Consider the following 19,102-nt stretch of genomic DNA (forward strand, 5'->3'; position numbering starts at 1 on the left):
TGAGTAGTCGCTGGATTACTCATTCACCCTTTCGTTTTTCAGCCATCTACCCTTTCATTGTATGAAAACTGCTTTAATCACAGGCGCTTCGTCGGGGATTGGCCGAGCTACGGCGGTGGCGCTGGCCGAAGCCGGTTTCCGGCTGGTACTTACGGGGCGTCGGCGCGAGAAGCTGGAAGAACTGGCGCAGCAACTGGCGCCTGCTCCTACCCATTTACTCACCTTTGATGTGCGCGACCGGGCTGCTACGGAGGCAGCCATTGGCAGCCTACCCACCGAGTTTCAGGAGATTGACGTGCTAATCAATAATGCTGGCAATGCCCACGGCCTGGCGCCCATTCAGGAAGGCGACCCGGAGGATTGGGATGCCATGCTGGACGGCAACGTGAAAGGTTTGCTTTACGTGACCCGCGCCGTGCTCCCCACCATGACGCGCCGCCAGCAGGGCCACATCGTGAATGTGGGCTCTATTGCCGGCAAAGAGGCTTACGCCAACGGCAATGTGTACTGCGCCTCCAAAGCCGCCGTAGATTCGCTCACCAAAGGCATGCGGCTGGATTTGCTACCCCACGGTATTCGGGTAGCAGAGGTAAACCCTGGCGCCGTGGAAACAGAATTTTCGCAGGTGCGCTTCAAGGGCGACCAGGAACGTGCCGACAAGGTGTACCAGGGGTTTGAGCCGCTCCGCGCTGAGGATGTGGCCGATGTTATCCGGTTTATGGTCACGCGCCCGCCGCACGTCAACGTGGCGGAAGTGCTGCTGCTACCCACCGCGCAGGGCGCGGCTACTGCTATTCAGAAGGGGTAGGGCGCTATCTGTCATCCTGCGCTTGCGAAGGACCTTCTCACGCGTGAACGAGTCGTTGGTACGCTGGCCGTTCACGCGTGAGAAGGTCCTTCGCAAGCGCAGGATGACAGACATTTTCTAGTGTTCCAAAGCTTCACGGAGCTGCTGCAGTACCACTCTATCCAGCTGATGCCGTCCCTCGAACCAAATGATTTCCGGCTCTACGCCTAGTCCATGCAGCGCCTCTTGCTGCTGCGCTACGGCTTCATCGGTTACGTATTCGTCCTGCGTACCGCATACCAGCGTGACGGGCACCTGCCGAAGCAGGCGGGCGGCCACAGACAAGTCCATATCGGGTGGGAAGGCGCCGGCCCAGAGCACCAGCCGCGCCGCCCGGAACGGGGCGTGAGCCAGCCATCGGCTTACAGTAGCGGCGCCTTGGGAAAAGCCCAGCACCAGCACTTGCGCGTCGGGCGCGCATTGGGCTAGAATGGTATCTGAGAGCTGGTTGAGGTAGGCTACGTAATCCTCAATTTCGGTGAGGCGGTCTTCGCGCGTCATCCAGGTAGACCCTACGCGACCATTGGTGCCCTGTAAGTAGAAGCGTGAAAGTCCTTCGGGCGCCAAGACTACCGTGTTTGGGTCGTCCTCGGTGAGGAAAGCGAAGTGCCGAATGAAGTAGGCGGCCAGCTGTCCGTAGCCGTGGCACACCACCCACACGCGGCGCGTGGTAGGTCCAGGAGTGCCTAGTTGATAGTAGCGCGCCGTGCGCTGAACGTGCATATGATGTTCCTGAGCAGCCACCAGCAGCGTTATACGATAGGTTGGGGGGTAGGCAGATTCTCAGCCGAGAAGCTGAAGGGTAGCAGGTCGCCCACGCTGCGGTAGCGGTAGATGGTACCATCGGGGCCGGGTAGCAGCAGCGGAATGGGGTGTTGCTGGCGGTGCTCGTACTCCGTCATCACCTGGCGGCAGGCGCCGCAGGGCCAGGCCAGCGTGAACTCACCATTGGCGGGACGGGCGGCCACGGCCATGCCCACTATGCGCTGGGCTGGCTGGCTGGCTGCCCAGCCAAACAGAGCCGTCCGCTCGGCGCAGAGGCCAGAAGGGTAGGCCGCATTCTCCTGGTTGTTTCCCCGAAACACACTTCCATCTTCCAGCAGCAGCGCCGCGCCCACGTGAAAATGCGAGTAGGGAGCGTACGCATGGTTGGTAGCGGCGCGGGCAGCCTGCCACACAGTGGCTTCGGCGGGCGTCAGTTCCGCTTCCGACGCCAGTACGTCGACGGTGATGGTGAGGTGCAGGGGGTGAGCCATCGGCAGGGCAATAGAAGTGACGGCGCCGAATAGCGGCCCCGTTTGTGAAGAGGGGCGGCGAAAATACAATTATCTGCTGATAAATCGGTTTGGGCTCGTTAGATGGTCATGCTGAGCGGAGTCGGAGCATCTCGCGTGCTCTTGGGAATTTCAACTTTTAGAATTACTACCTCACATCAGCACGCGAGATGCTCCGACTCCGCTCAGCATGACGTTCTGGTTGAAAACAATCCCTCTACAGACTCATCAACTCCCGAAAGCGGGCCGACTGCTGGCGCGAAACTTCCACCTCTGGCCCCTCGCGCAACTGAATTTTGAGCGTGTTGCTGAACCAGGGTTCAATGCCGGCAATCCACTTCAGGTTGATGATCTGCTGCCGGTTGGCCCGGAAAAATACCCGCGGGTCGAGGCGCTGCTCCAGGTGCTGCAAGGTGCGCGGGATGAGGGGGTGCTGCTGGTCGAAGTAGATTTGGGTATAGCTGCCATTGATTTCAAACAGGCGGATATCAGCCAAGCGCACAAACCAGCACCGCTCACCGTCCTTCACAAACACCTGGTCGTGCTCGGTGAGGAGGGTAGGGGCCAGCTCGGGTGTGGGGGGAGGCGGGTTATCGTCGGGAGGCATTAGGACGGTGCGGGCTTTGGCCAAGGCTGCGGCGAGGCGGTGTTCCTGCACGGGCTTCAGCAGGTAGTCCAGCGCATTCACCTCGAAGGCACGGAGGGCGTATTCATCGTAGGCGGTGGTGAAGATGACATGTGGGGCCGTGTCCAGCGAGGCCAGCAGATCGAAGCCGGTTTCGCCGGGCATGTGAATGTCGAGTAGCAGCACATCGGGGCGGAGCGTGGGTAGGAGTTGGCGGGCTTCGGCGGCGTGGCGGGCTTCGCCTACTACCGTCACCTCGGGGTAGGCTTGCAACAGGTGGCGCAGTTCCTGGCGTGCCAGGCGCGAATCATCAACTAATAGAATATTCATAGCGTAAAAAATAGCTATACACTGGCTACCGTAGCGGGCGTGGAGTGGGAGGGCAGGGCGGCAGCTACGGGTAGCTGCACGTGCGCCAGTACCTGATTGGGCGCGTTTGGGTCGTTGGTGAGCGTGAGGGTAGCGGCGGGTCCGAATAGCAGTGCGAGCCGCTCGCGGGCATTGCGCAGCCCGATACCCGTATGGCCCGGCGCAGGCAGCTGGTAGCTGCCGGTGTTGCGCACTACCACGTGCAGCTGCGCGCCATCGGCCGCCAATTGGGCCGAAATAGTGATGACGCCGCCTTCGGGCCGGGGCGCGATGCCGTGCTTAATGGCATTCTCCACCAGCAGCTGCAAGGTCATGGGGGGTATGGGTACGGCTAGGGTAACAGGGTCGATATCGAGCGTATACGTCAGGCGTTCCTCTAGTTGCATAGCTTCCAGCTGAAGATAATGCTCCACAATTTCCAGCTCGCGGGCCAGCGGCACCTGCTCGGTGCCATTGAGCTGAATGGAGTAGCGCAGCAGGTCGGAGAGGTGCGTCATCATGGCGCGGGCGCGGGCGGGGTCTTCCATCACCAAGGCCCGAATATTATTAAGGCCATTGAATAGAAAATGCGGGTTGATCTGGGCTTTCAGGGTGCTCATTTCCGCCTCTCGCACGGCCGCCTGTAACTTCCATTTATCTACCTCGGCCTGCTTGTAGCGACTGAGGTAGTGCCAGCCGAAATAGCAGGCCGTCCAGAGCCAAAGCACGAAGTAAGTGTTAAGAATATAGCCCACAAATTGAGCGCCACCGGCCAACCCACCCATGCTGGCAGGCGGCCGGATCAGAAAGGCAATAATAACTCCCAGCACTATCTGGCCGAGCACGGCGGCTACCCCATTGGCTACAAGCAGCCGCCATAGCAACGCCCCAAAAGGCAACTGCTTCCAATGCTGCCGTTTCATCCAAGCGCGCACGCAGTGGCTGACAAGAAGAAGCACCACAGCCATAGCTAATTGAATGGCAAGAAGATGCCAGCCAATGACCACGCGCGCCGCAAACAACCGAATTAGTATCAGGCCAAGACAGGCGTAGAGCAGCCAGCCCGCTACTTGCAGGCTCCAATACCAACGACGATGGGTAGGAGTAGGCGCAGGGGTAGGGCTATCGACGGATAAGGAAGACATACAATTAAGCTGATAAAGCCACCGCGTTTTTTCGCCGAACGGCCCGCCAGCGGTATTCCAGGATGAGGATCGTCACAACATACAGCCCCACGATGAGAAATGGAATAGCAATGAATCGATGGGCCGGAAAAGCGTACCAGGTGGCCAGCACCAGCACCGTGCGCGCCACGGCGTGAAAAATTCCTACCCAGTGCTGGATAATCCAGGACAGCGGCAGCCACATCAGTCCCGAGAGGATACCGATGGTGAGGGGTAGGGAGGTATAATCGGCCTGAAAAAAGGGAATGGCAATGGCGTACACCAGCAACGACATCGCTACCGTGCTGAAAAACAAGGTGTCAAACGCATTTTTGGGTTTGGTGCGGTCCAGGAAGTTTTCGCCGGTGAACCGGGAGAAAAACAGGCCCAGATACACAATGCTGCCGGTGCTCAGGTACAGCGCCCACACCATCTGCACCGGCGACAGCGTGAGGCCAGCCACGCCTACTATCGCCCAAGCCACAGTGCCTGCCAACGGCATAGCCAGCAGGCGCTGGGCGGTAAACTGCGCACGTTGCTGATCTAAGGATGAGCTAGGGGCTATCATGGCAAGAAGGGTTTGTGTAGAATTAGGAGAAAGCAAGCCGACGGTTGCCGAATTTGCGGTATGTTTAAGCAGTTAATCTATTCCGAACTGTACCGATGACACCCAAATCCCCTCCACGTTTCCGCACCACAATTTGCCAATTGCTGCTCCTGGCCGGTATGCTGCTGAGTGCAACGACCACCCGCGCCGCCGGCCGTGAGTACTACCAAATACAAGTCTATCATCTGCGCGATCAACAACAGCAACAGCGGGTAGAGGCCTTTTTGAAAGACGCCTACCTGCCGGCGCTGCACAAGCTGGGTATCCCGAAAGTGGGCGTGTTCGAGCCAGTTGGCAACGATACGGCTGCCGACCGACGCCTGCTGGTGCTGGTGCCCTACCAGTCGCTGCAACAGTGGCAACGCGTAACAACGCAGTTGGAGCAACCGAAGGTGTATGGCGCCGCTGGACAACAATACTGGCAGGCCGCCCACGATCAAGCACCCTACACCCGCCTGGAAAATATTTTGCTAGAGTCGTTTTCTGATCAACTCAAGCTCCAGACGCCGCCCCTGACTGGGCCACGCCCCGAGCGCATCTACGAGCTGCGAAGCTACGAAAGCGCTACCCAAGCCCAGCACCTCAACAAGGTGCAGATGTTTGTGCAGGGTGACGAAGTAGGGCTATTCAAGCGCCTGGGCTTCAATGCGGTATTCTACGGCCGGGTTCTGGCGGGCAGCCACATGCCCAACCTGATGTATATGACCACCTTCGAGAATAAAGCCGCCCGCGACGCGCACTGGAAGCAGTTTGGAGAATCAGCGGATTGGAAAAAGCTCTCGGCCCGGCCCGAATACCAGGACAACGTATCGCACATCGATATGCAATTCCTGCATCCAATGGCGTATTCTGATTTCTAGAGAGTAGCAGTGGGGCCAGGGGAGACCGTCATGCCTGATCAGGCATGACGGTCTTCTATTTTTTGGCGACTGCGTACTGCTTCAAAAAAGCGTCCGACTGCGCTAAGAACCACTGCGTATCGTCCCACATCAGAAAGTGCTTGCCGGCTTCCGACATCTCAATCCGGTGCTGAGGTAGCTTGGCGTACTGCTGTTCGAAAATAGCGCGGGTGCTCTCCTTGGTAGAGCCGTAGGCCTTGTAAGCGGCCCAGGCACCCAGCACCAATACGGGCTGCTGAATGCGGGCCACGTCTAGGCGCAAATCGGTGGTATACATATCGTACATGGCCTGACTCACGGTAGCTGGGTCAGAGGCTACGCTCCAGCGCGTGGCCAGTCGGATGCGGGCGGTGTCGGTCATGAGGCTAGCCGACATCTGGCGGGCGGTGGCGGCGTCCATGTGGCCGCGGCCTACCTGCTGCCGTACGCCCTCGGCCATAGGCTTGGCGGCCTCGGCGGTCAGCATAGGGTTTTGCACCGCCGACAGGAAGGGTAGGGAATCCACAATCACCAGCGGCCCCACGGCGTCGGGTTGGGTGGTGCTCATCCACAGGGCCAGAAAGCCGCCCAGGCTGTGCCCTACTACTACGGGCTTGTGGAGGTGCTGCGTTTTGACGTAAGTGAGGAGCTGGTCGCGCACGTTTTGGAGCAGGTTTTCGGTGCTGGCCGGGGCGGCGGTGCCACCAAATCCGTTGATGGAAATGATGTGGTACTGGTACTGTTTCTGGTAGTGTGCCACCGTCTCGTCCCACACCGCGCCGGGGCAGGTTAGGCCCGGAATCAGGAGCATGGGTTGGCCTTTGCCCACCACGCGCACCGTGAAGTTGGGGTGCGCAGCGGCTGGGTTATCGGCTACCAGAAGGGTAGGGGCCGATGCGCTGGCTATGGGTGCGGTGGTGAAAAGTGTGGCGCTGGTAAGCAGGGCAGCGCAGAAGGGACGGAGGAGGGCTGTCAAGTTCATCGTGGTAGGGGTATAAGACGTTTGTAGTGCGATTGATACCTCAAACCTAGCGGGCCTTTCAGCCGGGAAAAATTGTTTTTCAGCGAACGGTACAACAGCGGGTTGAACTGCGCTGGGGGTAGGGCGAATGGCAGGACATACGCCTGCCGGTCGGACGTCGTAGGCGTCCGACGACCGGTTACGGTCTGGGTTTCCTACTGATGGCTAGGCATGTGGTGCAGTAGTCAGCAATGGCAACCAGTCGGACACCCGCGGCGTCGGACCGGCAGGCGTATGTTCCCGGAGTTGTTAGCTTTGACAATACACCCGACCCTTCCGACATGTCCCTACCCACCCGCCTATTGCTGCTCGGTGCCGGCCGCTCGGCTTCTGCGCTCATTGCCTACCTGCTGCGCCACGCACCTGCGGAAAATTGGCAGCTCACCATTGCTGACCTCGACCCCGCTCCCCTGGCGCCCGTACTGGCCGCGCACGCTGCCTACGCCCGCGCCGTGCTGTTCTCCACCGACGATGCCGCCCGCCTCGACGAGCTGGTGCAAGCGCACGACGTTGTGATTTCGATGCTGCCCGCGTTTCTGCACCCGGTGGTGGCGCGGGTGTGCGTACGCCACCGCCGGCACCTGGCCACCGCCAGCTACGCCACGCCCGAGCTGCGCGCATTGGATGCGGAGGCCCGTGCTGCGGGCGTCACGCTGCTCATGGAGTGCGGCCTCGACCCCGGCCTGGATCATATGTCGGCTATGCAGATGATTGACAGCATTCGGGCGCGGGGCGGGCGGCTCACCAGTTTCAAATCGTACTGTGGCGGCTTGCTGGCCCCTAATTCAGAAGGTGATAATCCGTGGCGCTACAAGTTCACCTGGAACCCGCGCAACGTGGTGCTGGCCGGGCAAAGCACGGCGCAGTACCTAGAAGATGGCCGCCCGCGGCTGGTGCCCTACCACCAACTATTTGCCCGCGCCGAGCCCCTCAGCGTACCCGGCTACGGCGACTTCGAGGGCTACCCCAACCGCGACTCGCTCGGCTACCGCCCCCTCTACGGCCTCGACGGCATCCCTACGATGCTGCGCGGCACCCTACGCCGCCCCGGCTACTGCGCCGCCTGGCACGCGCTGGTGCAGCTGGGCCTCACCGACGACTCGGTGCGCCTGGGCAACGCCGCGAGCCTGCCGTGGAGTGAGCTGGTGGCCGCCTGTTTGCCGCGGCTACCACTTCCCCACTGGTCGCCGGTGGGGTGGGTGACGGACTACCTGCAACTTGCACCCAACAGCCCCGAAATGCAGTTGCTGACGTGGCTGGGCATCTTCTCGCTGGAGCCGGTAGGCCTCGCCAACGCCACGCCAGCCCAGCTGCTGGAGCACCTGCTGCTGCGCAAATGGGCGCTCCACCCCCACGACCGCGACATGGTGGTGATGCAGCACCAATTTGAGTATGAACTAGCCGGATTGGTGTATGCGAACACCGCCTCGTTGGTCGTGCTGGGCGACGACGCCACGCACACCGCCATGGCCAAGACGGTAGGGATGCCGCTGGGCATGGCCGTGCGCCGGCTAGCCGCTGGGCAAATTGCCTCGCACGGTATCATGATTCCTACCAAAGCAGAAATCTATGAGCCTATTCTCGATGAACTGGCCACGGAATACGGAATTCGATTTGTGGAGGGAGAAGAAAGATGCCTGATGGCTGAATGAAGAGGACGTCTGCCGGTCCGATGCTGTAGGCGTCCGACCGTTTGCCGCCTGCTGACAATCGTGCCGCCTCCGTAACATCCGCACGAAGCTCGTTCACAGCAGCCAGCTTACGGCAACCGGTCGGACGCCTCCGGCGTCGGACCGGCAGGCAACTCGTAAAAATAGGTGTCTGACTATATAGAGCGATGCTAGTTCGCCGTTGTAGCGGCTATGCAGTCTTACTTTCGTCTACGCCTGCGCGTACTGGGGCGTCACTTGCTGGAGCTAGGGTGGTGGCGGTTGCTCATACTGGGGGCTATGCTGTTGGCAGTAAGTAGCAAGGCGTTGCTTACAGCGGCGCACCATCCAGTAGGCCAGTGGGCCGTGCCGATAATGGGAGCGTGGCTGTGCCTCAGCGCGCACTGGCGGCGAAACGACTTGGACTTTTTACAAACAACGGCCCCCATGTTTCGGCAGTGGCTGGCCGTAGAGTACGCGTTGCTGTTGAGCCCGGCTGCCATTGCCCTGCTAGCCTATGGCAGGGTAGGCGTCGCGCTGCTAACGGTGCTGGCCGCTGCCGCTGTACCGTGGCTGCCGGTTCCGGCCGTGCGGGCGCGTAAGCGGGGTGGGAAAAGCTTGTTTCGGGCCGAGGCATTTGAGTGGGTAGGCGGCTGGCGGCAGAGCGGCGGCATGCTGGTATGGCTGGGGCTGTTCGGCGTGAGCGTGTGGCAGCATCAGCTACCCCTCGTTGCGGCTGGAGCGGCGGTACTATGGCTGTTGTGGGTGCTGAGTTGCTACGGCACGGCCGAGCCATCCACGATGGTGCTAACGGCCGCCCGTGGGGTAGGCGCCTTCCTCTGGCGACGCGTGTGGCTGCTGTGGGCTTACTACCTGCTCACGGCAACTCCTTTCCTCGCCGTAATGGCAACCGGGCTTGCTACCTGGGTAAGCGCCTTGGGACTATTATTGTGGAGCCTGGCGGTGCTAACCGGAGCGCTGCTTGCCAAATACGCTTTCTACCCCAACACTTTTCTGAGTCGTACGGTGCAAGCTGGCGTAGTGGTGCTGGGCTTGCTGATTGTGCTGAATACCGTGTACGGGGCAGTATTTGTGGCGGCGTTTCCTGTATTGCTCACCAAAAGCCGACGGCGCTTGGCTGCTTTTCGCTATGATTGAAATTCGCGACCTATACAAAGCCTACGACGCGCAGCCCGTGCTGCACCACATCAGCCTCGACCTGCGCCCTGGTACCATTCACGGGTTGGTAGGGGTGAACGGGGCTGGCAAAACCACGCTGCTGAATTGCATCTACGGGCTGATTGCCGATTACCACGGCACGGTGCGCGAGACTACCGGCCTCAGCCTGCGCCAGCATACGGGCCTGCTACCCTACGAGCCCTACTTCTATCCGCGCTTCACTGGCCGCGAATACCTCACTTTTTGCTTACAGGCGCGAGGCCGTAAAGTGCCGGATTTCGCGGAGTGGAATGAGTTGCTGGAACTACCGCTTGATGCCTACGCCGAAGACTATTCCGCTGGGATGAAAAAGAAGCTGGCCCTACTGGCAGTGCTGGTGCAGGACTTCCGCTACCTCATTCTCGATGAGCCCTTCAACGGTCTCGACCTGGGTACCAACCTACTAGTGAAGGAAATACTGCTGCGGCTGCGCGCACGCGGCACTGGTATTCTCCTGACATCACACCTACTCGGCACCCTCACCGAAATCTGTGACGAGCTAACTATTCTGGCCGCTGGTACCGTGCGCCGCCACTACACCCGCCCCGAGTTCGACCAGGTAAGTACCGATTTGCTCGACGAATTCTACCAAGACAAACTTACCCGACTCCGGCAACTAGTGTAGCGCTACAAGTGCAGATAAAACCCGCCTAGCAGCGCCCGGAACTCCTGCGAATACACCGCCTCATCTGCATCATGCAGCAGTAGCGTTTGCGTACTCACAGGTTGTGGCTGCCGCCCAAAGGCGGTAATGTGGCGCAACGCCCGGCTGCCGGGGCGGTGGTGCAGCGCCAGCCGAGCGGTAGGGTAGAGGCCCACGGCCGCTGCGTCCTGCTCAAAATGCAGCATCTCGGGTGGCGGTAATAGCACCGTGAGTTTGCCCTGTTCAGTTAAAAAATCAGCGGCAAACCGGCTGATTTCGGTGAACGTCAGGGTGTCGTTGGCAGTGTGGCGGGCCGTGGTGCGTTGCGCGTCGGGCGAGCGGAGCGACTGACGGAAAAACGGCGGGTTGCACAGGATGTGGTCGTAGGGGGCGGGGTGGGTGGCCGCAAATTGGGCTAGGCTAATGGGGTAGGCGCGTAGGCGCTCTGCCCACGGCGAGGCAGCAAAGTTGTCGGCGGCCTGGGCGGCCGCGGCGGCATCTAATTCCACTGCTTCAATGGTGGCGGTGGGGTTGCGCTGGGCGGCCATCAGGGCCAGCAGGCCGGTGCCGGTGCCAATATCCAGTACGCGCCGGGCGCCGGCTACCGCCGCCATGGCGCCCAGCACGCAGGCATCGGTGCACACCTTCATGGCACAGTGCGCCTGCTCTACCCGAAACTGCTTGAACTGGAAGTAGGAATTGGCCATGATACTAAAACGGCATAATCGCGGGCAAAGATAGGCTACCTTCCTGTCGTGCTTTCCGTATGCTGGCTTTACCTTCGTCCTTACTACCTAAAGTTTCCCTATGCTGCTGCGTTTACTCCGTTTGCTGAACCTTCGCACGGGCGCGTCCATCGGCGGTACCGTCGAGGACATTGAAGCCAATATTGAACTGCGAGGTTCGGTGCTTTGGATTCTGATGTGCGCGGCGCTGCTGGCCAGCATCGGCTTGGATACCAACTCGGCCGCCGTCATCATTGGGGCCATGTTGATTTCGCCGCTGATGGGTCCGATCCTGGGGGTAGGCATGAGCTTGGGTATCAACGACTCGGCTATGTTTCGGCACGCGCTGCGCCAACTGGGGTTGGCTACTGCTATCAGCCTGGTAGCCAGCGTACTCTATTTCAGCCTCACGCCCCTGGGGCAAGCCACACCCGAACTGCTCGCGCGCACGCACCCTACCCTGCTCGACGTGCTCATTGCCTTGTTTGGGGGCGTGGCCGGCATCATTTCCAGCTCCCGGCGCGATAAGACCAACGCCATTCCGGGCGTGGCCATTGCTACGGCGCTTATGCCCCCGCTGTGCACGGCCGGCTTTGGCCTGGCGCATCTCAACTGGTCAGTTTTTCTGGGGGCGTTGTACTTATACTGTATCAACGCCGCCTTCATCAGCTTGGCTACTTACATGATTGTAAGGGTAATGCGCTTTCCGCAACGCACCTACGTGGAGGAAGGACAGCAGCGCCGCGTCAACATTATTATGGGTCTGCTGCTGGCTTTAATTGTGGCTCCCAGCGTCTATTTTCTGGTGAGTGTATACCGCCAGGAGCGCGACCGGCGCATTGTGGAAGAGGTGGTGGTAGACGGATTGCGGGCGCAAGGCAACGAAGTGTTGCGCTGGGATATCGCGCACACCGATTCAACCAACCTGGTGCGGGTGTACTTCTCGGGCCTGAATGTGGTGCCCCGCCAAGTGGCCCAAATGGAAAAGCGGCTGCACCAGCGCGACCTCAAAAACTACCAAGTGGAAGTGTCGCGGGTGAATATTTCAAAGGAGGAAGTAGCGCAGCTGAGTGAAGAAGCCGCCCGCAATCTGTTTCAAAACATGCAGTTAGAAGCGGAGCTGACGCGTGCGCCTACCATCCGCACCACCAGCAGCCCGGCCAGCAATCCGCTGCCCTCGGCGGCGCAAGTGTTGCGCGAGGTCCGTGCCGCCTTTCCGCGTGTGGCCGGCCTGAGCGTGGCCCGCCCTCAAACCGATATTGCCCCCGATACCCTCCGCGCCGACACCCTGCTCACCGTAGCCGTAGCCTGGCAGCGCCCCGATACCGTGCCTACCTCCGCCGAAACCCAACGCCTCTACCAGTTTCTGCAAGCCCGCCTGCAACAGGACACGCTGGTGCTCAGCCGTACCCCACTCCGGCCTGTGCGCCAGCCCGCACCCCGCGCCGTACCCATCACGCTACCCCAAGCCCCTACCGTTCCGAAAACGTTGAATACGCCTACCCCCGCAGCAAGGCGGTGAAAGGTAAGTTTGTGAAATGGTGAGGTGGTGAGGGTGTGAGTGAAAAAAGCGTGTGTCATCCTGAGCGCAGCGAAGGACCTTATCACGCTAGAACGAATGACGTAATAACGACTCGTTCAACTGGCATAAGGTCCTTCGTTGCGCTCAGGATGACACACGCTTTTTTCACTCACACCCTCACCACCTCACCGCTTCTGCTCTATCAACTCATACCCTTCATCCACCAGTAACTTCCCCTGTGTAGCACTCCACACGGCTAGTTGGTCGCAACGCTCATTTTCGGGGTGGCCGTTGTGGCCGCGCACCCACTGGAAGCGCACGGTGCGCTGGCGGTACACTTTCATGAAGCGGCGCCAAAGGTCCTCGTTGGCCTTCTTGCCGAAACCGGGTTTGTTGGCCCAGCCGAACACCCACTTTTTCTCCACGGCATCTACCACATATTTCGAGTCGGTGACGACGGTGATGGGCATTTCTGGGCGCGTGACGGCCTCCAGGCCTATAATCACGGCCAGCAGTTCCATGCGGTTGTTGGTGGTCAAGCGGAAGCCCTGGGTGAGCTCCTTCTCGTGCGGCCCGAAGCGCAGAATGGCCCCGTAGCCGCCCGGCCCCGGGTTCCCCCGCGACGAGCCATCGGTATATAAGTGAATCATGCGGTGATTAGTAGGGTCTTGGGAGCTTGGATTGATGTTATGAAAGATGATCCGTTGAACATCAACCAAGACCCTAAGACCCCCTTTAAAAATTACTCTTAAACAGCTTGATGGCAATGGCCAGCAGAATCACGCCGAACACGCGGCGCAGAATGTCCTCGCCGGCCTTGCCAAGCTTGCGCTCAATCCAGGCCGAGCTTTTCAGCACGGCGTACACAAACACCAGGTTCAGCACAATGCCCACCAGCACGTTGGGTAGGGAATAGGCCGCCCGCAGGGAGAGCAGGGTGGTCATGGTGCCGGCGCCCACAATGAGCGGAAACGCCAGTGGCACAATGGAACCCGACGAAGCCGCCGGGTTGTGCCGAAACAGCTCAATTCCCAGAATCATCTCCATACCAATGAGGAAGATGATAATGGCACCGGCCAAAGCAAACGACTGGTAGTCAACTCCAAAAAGCGACAAAATGCTCTGCCCCAGAAACAGAAACGCCACCATCAGCACGCCCGCTACCAGCGTGGCCTTCTCTGAGTGAATTTTCCCCTCGCGCTGCCTGATTTGCAGGATAATCGGCACCGAGCCCAGAATGTCGATGATGGCAAACAGAGTGAGTGTGACGGAGAATATTTCTTTTAAACTGAACATCAGCAGACTACTGAATGATGAAGCGGTGAGAGGATGAAATACTGGTTATCAACACAACAACTCACTATTTCACCATCTCACTAGTTCACCGTTACGCAAATTCGCGGGCGAAAAACTGCACCAACTGCTCAAACGCCGCATCGGGTACGGCGGGGAAGTTGGCGATGCGCAGGGTAGTAGGCTTCCACTGGCCGTAGCCGCTGCCGAGTTGCATACCCTGCTCCAGGGCCTTGCGCTTCACCTCGTCAATCAGGGCGGGCGGGCCTTGCAGGCCGATGACGGTAGTCGAGCGCGTTTCGGGGTTCGTGACCATAGGCTTGAGCTGGGTGGCCTGGTCGAAGTAATCGTAGAGCTTGGTGGCGCGGTCCAGCAGGTGCTGGTGCACGGTTTTGATGGGCTCCCGATCCTGCAACACCCGGCTTAACAGGTAGAGGTTGAGCACGTTGGGCGTGTGCGTAGTCTGGAAGTTGAGCATCTTCTCGTACTGCGCCGTGAGCGAGTTGTAATGGCTGCTCTCGTTGATGTGCCGAAAGCGCGCCACCGCCCGCGGCGACAACACCATGATACTCAGGCCCGCCGGCAGCCCGAAGCACTTCTGCACCGAGGCGTACCAAATATCGCCCTTGATAAACTTCAACTGCACGCCCGCCATCGAGGAGGTAGCATCCACGGCCAGCAGGGCGTTGCCGATTTTGTTGAACAGGTTGAGAATGAAGCCGTCGCGCAGCTGGGTGGCGTTGCTGGTTTCGTTTTGGGTGATGCACACCAAGTCCAGCTCATCGTCGGGGAGGGGTAGGGCGGCCACGTCGGGCAACTCGTCGATGCCGAAGGGGTAGCCCACGCAGGCCGGGCGCAGGGCCTTGGCGTACTCGTACCACTTCTCCCCGAAAGCACCGCTGTACAGGTGCAGGCTCTTGCGCGGCGTGAGACTCTGGGCCAGTACCTCCCAGCACTCGGTAGCCGAGTTCATGAAGAAGATGGTGTAGTCCTGTGGGATGTTGAGCTTGGTCTTGAGGTCGGCTACAATCTGGCGCATCAACGTCGTAAATCGCTCGCCCCGGTGCTGGGCCGACAGCCAGCCCTGGTCATACGCATCGGTTAAATATTGCCGCACTGCCGGATACACAGCGGCCGGCCCCGGATTGAAAGTATACATAGGAAGGAAAGTCAAAAAGTGAGGAAAAACAAAGGTAGGGAAAGGCGAAATGGTGAAGTTGTGAGCTTGTGAATTGAGAAAGCGCATGTCATCCTGAGCGGAGCGAAGGACCTTATGCCCGCAGAACGACAAGTGTAACAACGACTCGTTCTGCGGGCATAAGGTCCTTCGCTCCGCTCAGGATGACAGACAACTTAGGATGACAGAACGAAAACTCACCATTTCACCACTCACACCCGAAACCCTACCCGCTTAGGCCGTAGTCCATCAAAGTAATGCAAAGCCAGCTTGTAGCTGTCGAGCTTGAAGCCGGCGATGCTGCCCACGCAGTTTTTGCCGATGAGGCTTTTCTGGCGGAATTCCTCGCGGGCGTGCAGGTTGCTCAGGTGCACTTCCACCACGGGCGTATTAATGGCCGCAATGGCGTCGGCGAGGGCCACGCTGGTGTGCGTGTATCCGCCCGCGTTCAGCACCGCGCCGTGGTAGGTGAAGCCGATTTCGTGCAGCTTGTCGATCAGCTCGCCCTCGTGGTTGCTCTGGAAATACTCGATGGTCAGGTTAGGGAAGGCCTCTTGCAACTCGGGCAGGTAGTCGTCAAACGAGCGGGTGCCGTAGATGCCCGGCTCGCGCTGGCCCAGCAGGTTGAGGTTGGGGCCGTTGAGAATGAGAATTTGCATGAAAGAACACGTAAAACGAATGGAGGCAAGCGCCAAAAACCAGTTGGCAAGGTAGGGAAGATGCCGGACGATAAAAGCCGATGAACAAGGCTATAACTGACGGCAACGGGATTTGTCACGGACAACGTATAACATGCAGAAAGGGTGATGCAAAGCAATTGTATAAATAATATTCAATTATATGCATGCTGCTTGGTGGGGCTAATGGAGGAGGGTGTATCTATTGATTTTATTTAAAAATTTATATAACATACTTTTTTAAGCATCTGATTAAGCTGAATTGTGCTACAAAAATTGCAATAAACACTTGGGCTGTATAAGAGCCTTAGGGTAGATGTTGCACGTTTTTAGTAGCTGATTCATTGAGGAAATTATACCTTTTTATCTGCTTGTTATTTTCTCTGCGGGCAGGCGCGCAAACCGGTGTGGCAGTACCTGCCTTTCAACCGTTCGACCGGGCCATGCAGCAGTTTGTGCAGCGCTGGGGTATCCGGGGCGCTTCGGTAGCGTTTGGGGCGCAGGGACGTGTGGTGTACGCCCGAGCTTTCGGCACCTCCGACGCGGCGGGTGCGCAGCCTATGCAGCCCTACCACCTGTTGCGCGTAGCCAGCGTATCGAAGCCCATCACCGCGCTGGCAGTCATGCAGTTGGTGGAACAGGGGCGCCTGCACCTAACCGATAAGGTATTTGGGCCGCAGGGCTACCTGCAACGCTCCTACTATACCGAAGCCATCCACGACCAGCGCATCTATGACATCACCGTACAGCAGCTGCTGGAGCACACCGCCGGCTGGGACCGCGACACCGATTGCGACGGCCAGGACGGCTGCGACCCTATCGACTTTCCCGTGCACGTGGCCCGCACCCTACACGCCCCCACGCCCGTAGCCGACTCCACCCTAATACGTTTCTTGCTAACCCGCGGGCTGAATACCGCGCCGGGCACGCATTACGCCTATTCCAACATTGGCTATCTAGTGCTGGGCAAGCTACTGGAAGCCATAACGGGCGAGTCCTATGAAACGTGGGTGCGCCAGCAACTATTGGAGCCAGCTGGCGCCCTCGAAGCCCACCTGGGCCGCAACCTGCCCGCCGATAAGCTGGAGCGCGAAGTGGCCTACGAGAGCCGCTATCAAACCGAGGCCTGCGACGGCTCGGGCCGGATAGTGCCCGCGGCGTACGGCGGCTTCAATCTGGAAGCCATGAGTGCCCACGGCGGCTGGGTGTGCTCGGCCCGCAGCCTGGTGCAGCTTCTGCAAACGGTGGAGGGTAGGGCTGGGCAGCCGGGCTTGCTGACGCCCGCTACGCTGGCTACCATGGCGCAGCCATCGGCCGTGAATGCGCACTATGGCAAAGGCTGGATGGTAAACGCCGCCGGCCACCGCTGGCACCGCGGGGAGATGGACGGCACCGGCACCTATCTGGTGCGCACGGCCGGCGGCTTCACCTGGGCCATTCTGTTGAATGCCCGCCCAACCAGTGAGATGTGCTGGAAAGAGCTGGACCAACTGGGCTGGGTAGCGGTGCAACGCGCGGCAAGCCTACCCGCCCACGATCTGCGGCCACCTACCCGTAACGCGTCGGAACTCACGGCACTACCCGATTCGGCGGGCGTGATGCTGCGCTGGCAGCGCGGCGCCGGCACGCGTTGCCTGGTGCTGCTGCAAGCCGATCAGCCAATTGCGGATTTCCCGCTGGATGGCATTCGCTATACGGCTGCTACCTGGGGAGAAGGCCGGGCTACCTTGGGCACGGGCACCTACGTGGTGGCCAACGCGGCTACAGACTCGGTGTACGTAAGCCACCTTGACCCGCGCCGCCGCTATTATGTCCGGGTGGTAGAGTACACAGAAGATGCTTCTACCGGTTTTCAGCCTATGTATGTGCTCGATGGTAACCCCACCCTGGTGTTGCCTGCTACCAGGGGGACCGAGCTGGCAAATAGAGCGTCAACCTTATCACTCTACCCTAATCCGGCCCGAACAGAATTAGTGGTGACGGCTGTGGCGCACCCGCTGCCTTATGAGGTAACCACGCTGCTCGGGCAGCGGCTGCGGGCGAGCGTGCTAACACCCGGCCACACCATTCCCGTCAGCAACCTACAGTCCGGCAACTACCTGATTAGGTTTCAATTGCCGGAACGTATAGTATTCAGTCGGTTTGTGAAGGAGTGAGCAATAGGAACCCACTACTCGCGGTTGAACTCGCCAATGTGCCACAGAATACCGGACGGGTCATACACGAAACCCTCTTTGCCCCAGGCTTCCTGCCGGATGGGCGTAACCCGTACGCCCTCGTACGTGCCGGGCAGGTCCAGCGCCGCAAGCTCAGCCCAATACTGCTCCACATCCGCTACTTGCAAAAACAACATGGAGTTGTCAACCCAATCTTGCACGTAGGCGTCTTGCAAATAAAAACCTATGCCTTGGAGAGAGAAATAGGATAAAGCCGGCGAGATAACCACTTCGCTAAAGCCGAAGGCACGGTAGAAACTACGCGAAACGGCAAAGTCTCGGGCGCCGATGAAGGCGCGGATAGACAGAACGGGTGAGGACATATGGTTGAAAAGGAAATGGTCTTGTGCTAATAGCGGGCATTGCAGGGCAAGATGACGCATTTCTTGCTACTTAGGCGTCTGGTAAACCAACTCAGACACGCTGATCTACCAAAAAAAACTGATCAAGGCAAGCTTATCTAGCCACCAGCTACAACACAGCTTGGGTTTCGGTAACAGCGCAAAATGTTGTTTATCAAGTAGTATCTTTTTAATTGCTGTTTTATTTACTGATTACTATTCATTACCTATCACATCACTCGTGCTACTGACTCCTTTTCTGCGTGATTTAGTGTCGACGGGCGCAGTTACGCTAACCAGCCAGCCCAGCGCTTTCGAGGCCGACGACCTGCACGCGGCGGATACGCTACTGGCCGACTACCACGCCGAAGATGCGCTGGAACTCCCCGGCACGGTCCCGGCCTTTGCGGCTCCGGCGGCGCACTGGGCTGCGCAGTACGTCTACCACACCCTACAGCTGGCACTGGTGCGGGAGCTGGACGAAGACATGATGCAGCAGTATTTGCCAGCCTACACGGGCGACGTAACGCCCGAAACCATCTATTCCGTCGACCTCACGTTTCGCTACCTGCCGGATTTGCTGCGCCTGGCAAAAGGCTTGGCCCCCGGTGACGCCCTGGTAGCGCAGTTGCAGGACATTGCCCGGCAATGGCCCTTCTCGTTCGTGGGCCACCCAGAGGTAGACGCCGCGGCAGAAGCAGCCGTGCTGTCGCACCCGGCGCTGCAACTCGCCTACGTCGACCGCATCATCCGGCAGCAGGACCAGCAACGGGCCAGGCAGCCGCACCTGCTGCCACTGGTACGCGCTGCCCTGGGCGGCCACGCCGCCACGCTTTGGCCCGATTTTCACGATTTTATCCTTTTCGCTGTCTGATCTG

Annotated in this window: 20 protein-coding genes; 8 read left to right on the forward strand and 12 right to left on the reverse strand. The window is 59.4% G+C overall.

What is annotated here, in order from left to right; genetic code table 11:
• The first annotated feature begins 61 nt into the window (after positions 1-61).
• Positions 62-808 carry an SDR family NAD(P)-dependent oxidoreductase gene (locus tag J4D97_RS02215; RefSeq protein WP_208306179.1) on the forward strand — a complete coding sequence of 249 codons (747 nt, stop codon included), beginning with the start codon at positions 62-64 and terminating at the stop codon, positions 806-808.
• 117 nt (positions 809-925) lie between these two features.
• On the opposite strand, the gene J4D97_RS02220 is transcribed toward J4D97_RS02215, so the two are convergent.
• The 5 genes from J4D97_RS02220 to J4D97_RS02240 form a co-directional block, all read right to left on the reverse strand.
• A complete protein-coding gene (locus J4D97_RS02220) occupies positions 926-1,570 on the reverse strand; it encodes an alpha/beta hydrolase (protein WP_208306180.1) in 645 nt (214 codons plus the stop codon).
• A gap of 29 nt (positions 1,571-1,599) precedes the next feature.
• Entirely contained in the window at positions 1,600-2,103 is a 504-nt protein-coding gene (gene cdd / locus J4D97_RS02225) for a cytidine deaminase (RefSeq protein WP_185283424.1), read from the reverse strand.
• 235 nt (positions 2,104-2,338) lie between these two features.
• On the reverse strand, positions 2,339-3,076 hold the full coding sequence (locus J4D97_RS02230; protein WP_208306181.1) for a LytR/AlgR family response regulator transcription factor: 738 nt from the start codon (positions 3,074-3,076) through the stop codon (positions 2,339-2,341).
• Between the two features lie 14 nt (positions 3,077-3,090).
• A complete protein-coding gene (locus J4D97_RS02235; RefSeq protein WP_208306182.1) occupies positions 3,091-4,239 on the reverse strand; it encodes a sensor histidine kinase in 1,149 nt (382 codons plus the stop codon).
• 4 nt (positions 4,240-4,243) lie between these two features.
• Positions 4,244-4,825: a DUF7010 family protein gene (locus tag J4D97_RS02240; RefSeq protein WP_208306183.1), complete on the reverse strand. Its 582-nt coding sequence runs from the start codon at positions 4,823-4,825 to the stop codon at positions 4,244-4,246.
• Between the two features lie 95 nt (positions 4,826-4,920).
• On the opposite strand from J4D97_RS02240, the gene J4D97_RS02245 reads away from it, so the two are divergent.
• A complete protein-coding gene (locus tag J4D97_RS02245) occupies positions 4,921-5,724 on the forward strand; it encodes an NIPSNAP family protein (RefSeq protein ID WP_243900089.1) in 804 nt (267 codons plus the stop codon).
• 55 nt (positions 5,725-5,779) lie between these two features.
• On the opposite strand, the gene J4D97_RS02250 is transcribed toward J4D97_RS02245, so the two are convergent.
• Positions 5,780-6,724, reverse strand: a complete 945-nt coding sequence (locus J4D97_RS02250; protein WP_208306184.1) for an alpha/beta fold hydrolase — start codon at positions 6,722-6,724, stop codon at positions 5,780-5,782.
• A gap of 320 nt (positions 6,725-7,044) precedes the next feature.
• Between J4D97_RS02250 and J4D97_RS02255 the strand changes: the two genes are divergently transcribed.
• From J4D97_RS02255 to J4D97_RS02265, 3 genes are all read left to right on the forward strand, one after another.
• Positions 7,045-8,415 (forward strand): saccharopine dehydrogenase C-terminal domain-containing protein, encoded by a 1,371-nt coding sequence (locus J4D97_RS02255; protein ID WP_208306185.1) that lies wholly within the window; start codon positions 7,045-7,047, stop codon positions 8,413-8,415.
• A 210-nt stretch (positions 8,416-8,625) separates the two neighbouring features.
• Complete coding sequence (locus J4D97_RS02260; RefSeq protein WP_208306186.1) at positions 8,626-9,570, forward strand: hypothetical protein; 945 nt, start codon at positions 8,626-8,628, stop codon at positions 9,568-9,570.
• Positions 9,563-10,255: an ABC transporter ATP-binding protein gene (locus J4D97_RS02265; RefSeq protein ID WP_208306187.1), complete on the forward strand. Its 693-nt coding sequence runs from the start codon at positions 9,563-9,565 to the stop codon at positions 10,253-10,255. The genes J4D97_RS02260 and J4D97_RS02265 overlap by 8 nt, the downstream gene beginning before the upstream one ends.
• A 2-nt stretch (positions 10,256-10,257) precedes the next feature.
• Here the strand turns inward: J4D97_RS02265 and J4D97_RS02270 are convergent, their stop codons facing one another.
• The gene (locus J4D97_RS02270; RefSeq protein WP_208306188.1) at positions 10,258-10,980 is read right to left on the reverse strand and encodes a tRNA1(Val) (adenine(37)-N6)-methyltransferase; all 723 of its coding nucleotides are present in this window, start codon (positions 10,978-10,980) and stop codon (positions 10,258-10,260) included.
• A 100-nt stretch (positions 10,981-11,080) separates the two neighbouring features.
• Between J4D97_RS02270 and J4D97_RS02275 the strand changes: the two genes are divergently transcribed.
• A complete protein-coding gene (locus J4D97_RS02275) occupies positions 11,081-12,520 on the forward strand; it encodes a DUF389 domain-containing protein (protein ID WP_208306189.1) in 1,440 nt (479 codons plus the stop codon).
• Between the two features lie 185 nt (positions 12,521-12,705).
• On the opposite strand, the gene rnhA is transcribed toward J4D97_RS02275, so the two are convergent.
• The 4 genes from rnhA to aroQ all read right to left on the reverse strand — a co-directional run bounded on the left by rnhA (position 12,706) and on the right by aroQ (position 15,649).
• Positions 12,706-13,170 (reverse strand): ribonuclease HI, encoded by a 465-nt coding sequence (gene rnhA / locus J4D97_RS02280; protein ID WP_208306190.1) that lies wholly within the window; start codon positions 13,168-13,170, stop codon positions 12,706-12,708.
• An 85-nt stretch (positions 13,171-13,255) separates the two neighbouring features.
• Entirely contained in the window at positions 13,256-13,816 is a 561-nt protein-coding gene (locus J4D97_RS02285) for a MarC family protein (RefSeq protein WP_208306191.1), read from the reverse strand.
• A gap of 91 nt (positions 13,817-13,907) precedes the next feature.
• Entirely contained in the window at positions 13,908-14,972 is a 1,065-nt protein-coding gene (locus tag J4D97_RS02290) for an aminotransferase class V-fold PLP-dependent enzyme (protein ID WP_208306192.1), read from the reverse strand.
• A 230-nt stretch (positions 14,973-15,202) separates the two neighbouring features.
• The gene (aroQ, locus tag J4D97_RS02295; protein WP_208306193.1) at positions 15,203-15,649 is read right to left on the reverse strand and encodes a type II 3-dehydroquinate dehydratase; all 447 of its coding nucleotides are present in this window, start codon (positions 15,647-15,649) and stop codon (positions 15,203-15,205) included.
• 389 nt (positions 15,650-16,038) lie between these two features.
• On the opposite strand from aroQ, the gene J4D97_RS02300 reads away from it, so the two are divergent.
• Positions 16,039-17,823 carry a serine hydrolase gene (locus J4D97_RS02300; RefSeq protein WP_208306194.1) on the forward strand — a complete coding sequence of 595 codons (1,785 nt, stop codon included), beginning with the start codon at positions 16,039-16,041 and terminating at the stop codon, positions 17,821-17,823.
• A gap of 14 nt (positions 17,824-17,837) precedes the next feature.
• Here J4D97_RS02300 and J4D97_RS02305 read toward each other — a convergent pair whose 3' ends face one another.
• Positions 17,838-18,206 carry a glyoxalase gene (locus tag J4D97_RS02305; protein ID WP_208306195.1) on the reverse strand — a complete coding sequence of 123 codons (369 nt, stop codon included), beginning with the start codon at positions 18,204-18,206 and terminating at the stop codon, positions 17,838-17,840.
• Between the two features lie 259 nt (positions 18,207-18,465).
• On the opposite strand from J4D97_RS02305, the gene J4D97_RS02310 reads away from it, so the two are divergent.
• Positions 18,466-19,098: a hypothetical protein gene (locus J4D97_RS02310; RefSeq protein WP_208306196.1), complete on the forward strand. Its 633-nt coding sequence runs from the start codon at positions 18,466-18,468 to the stop codon at positions 19,096-19,098.
• Positions 19,099-19,102 lie beyond the last annotated feature (4 nt).

Source organism: Hymenobacter defluvii (assembly GCF_017589435.1).
GTDB lineage: Bacteria > Bacteroidota > Bacteroidia > Cytophagales > Hymenobacteraceae > Hymenobacter > Hymenobacter profundi.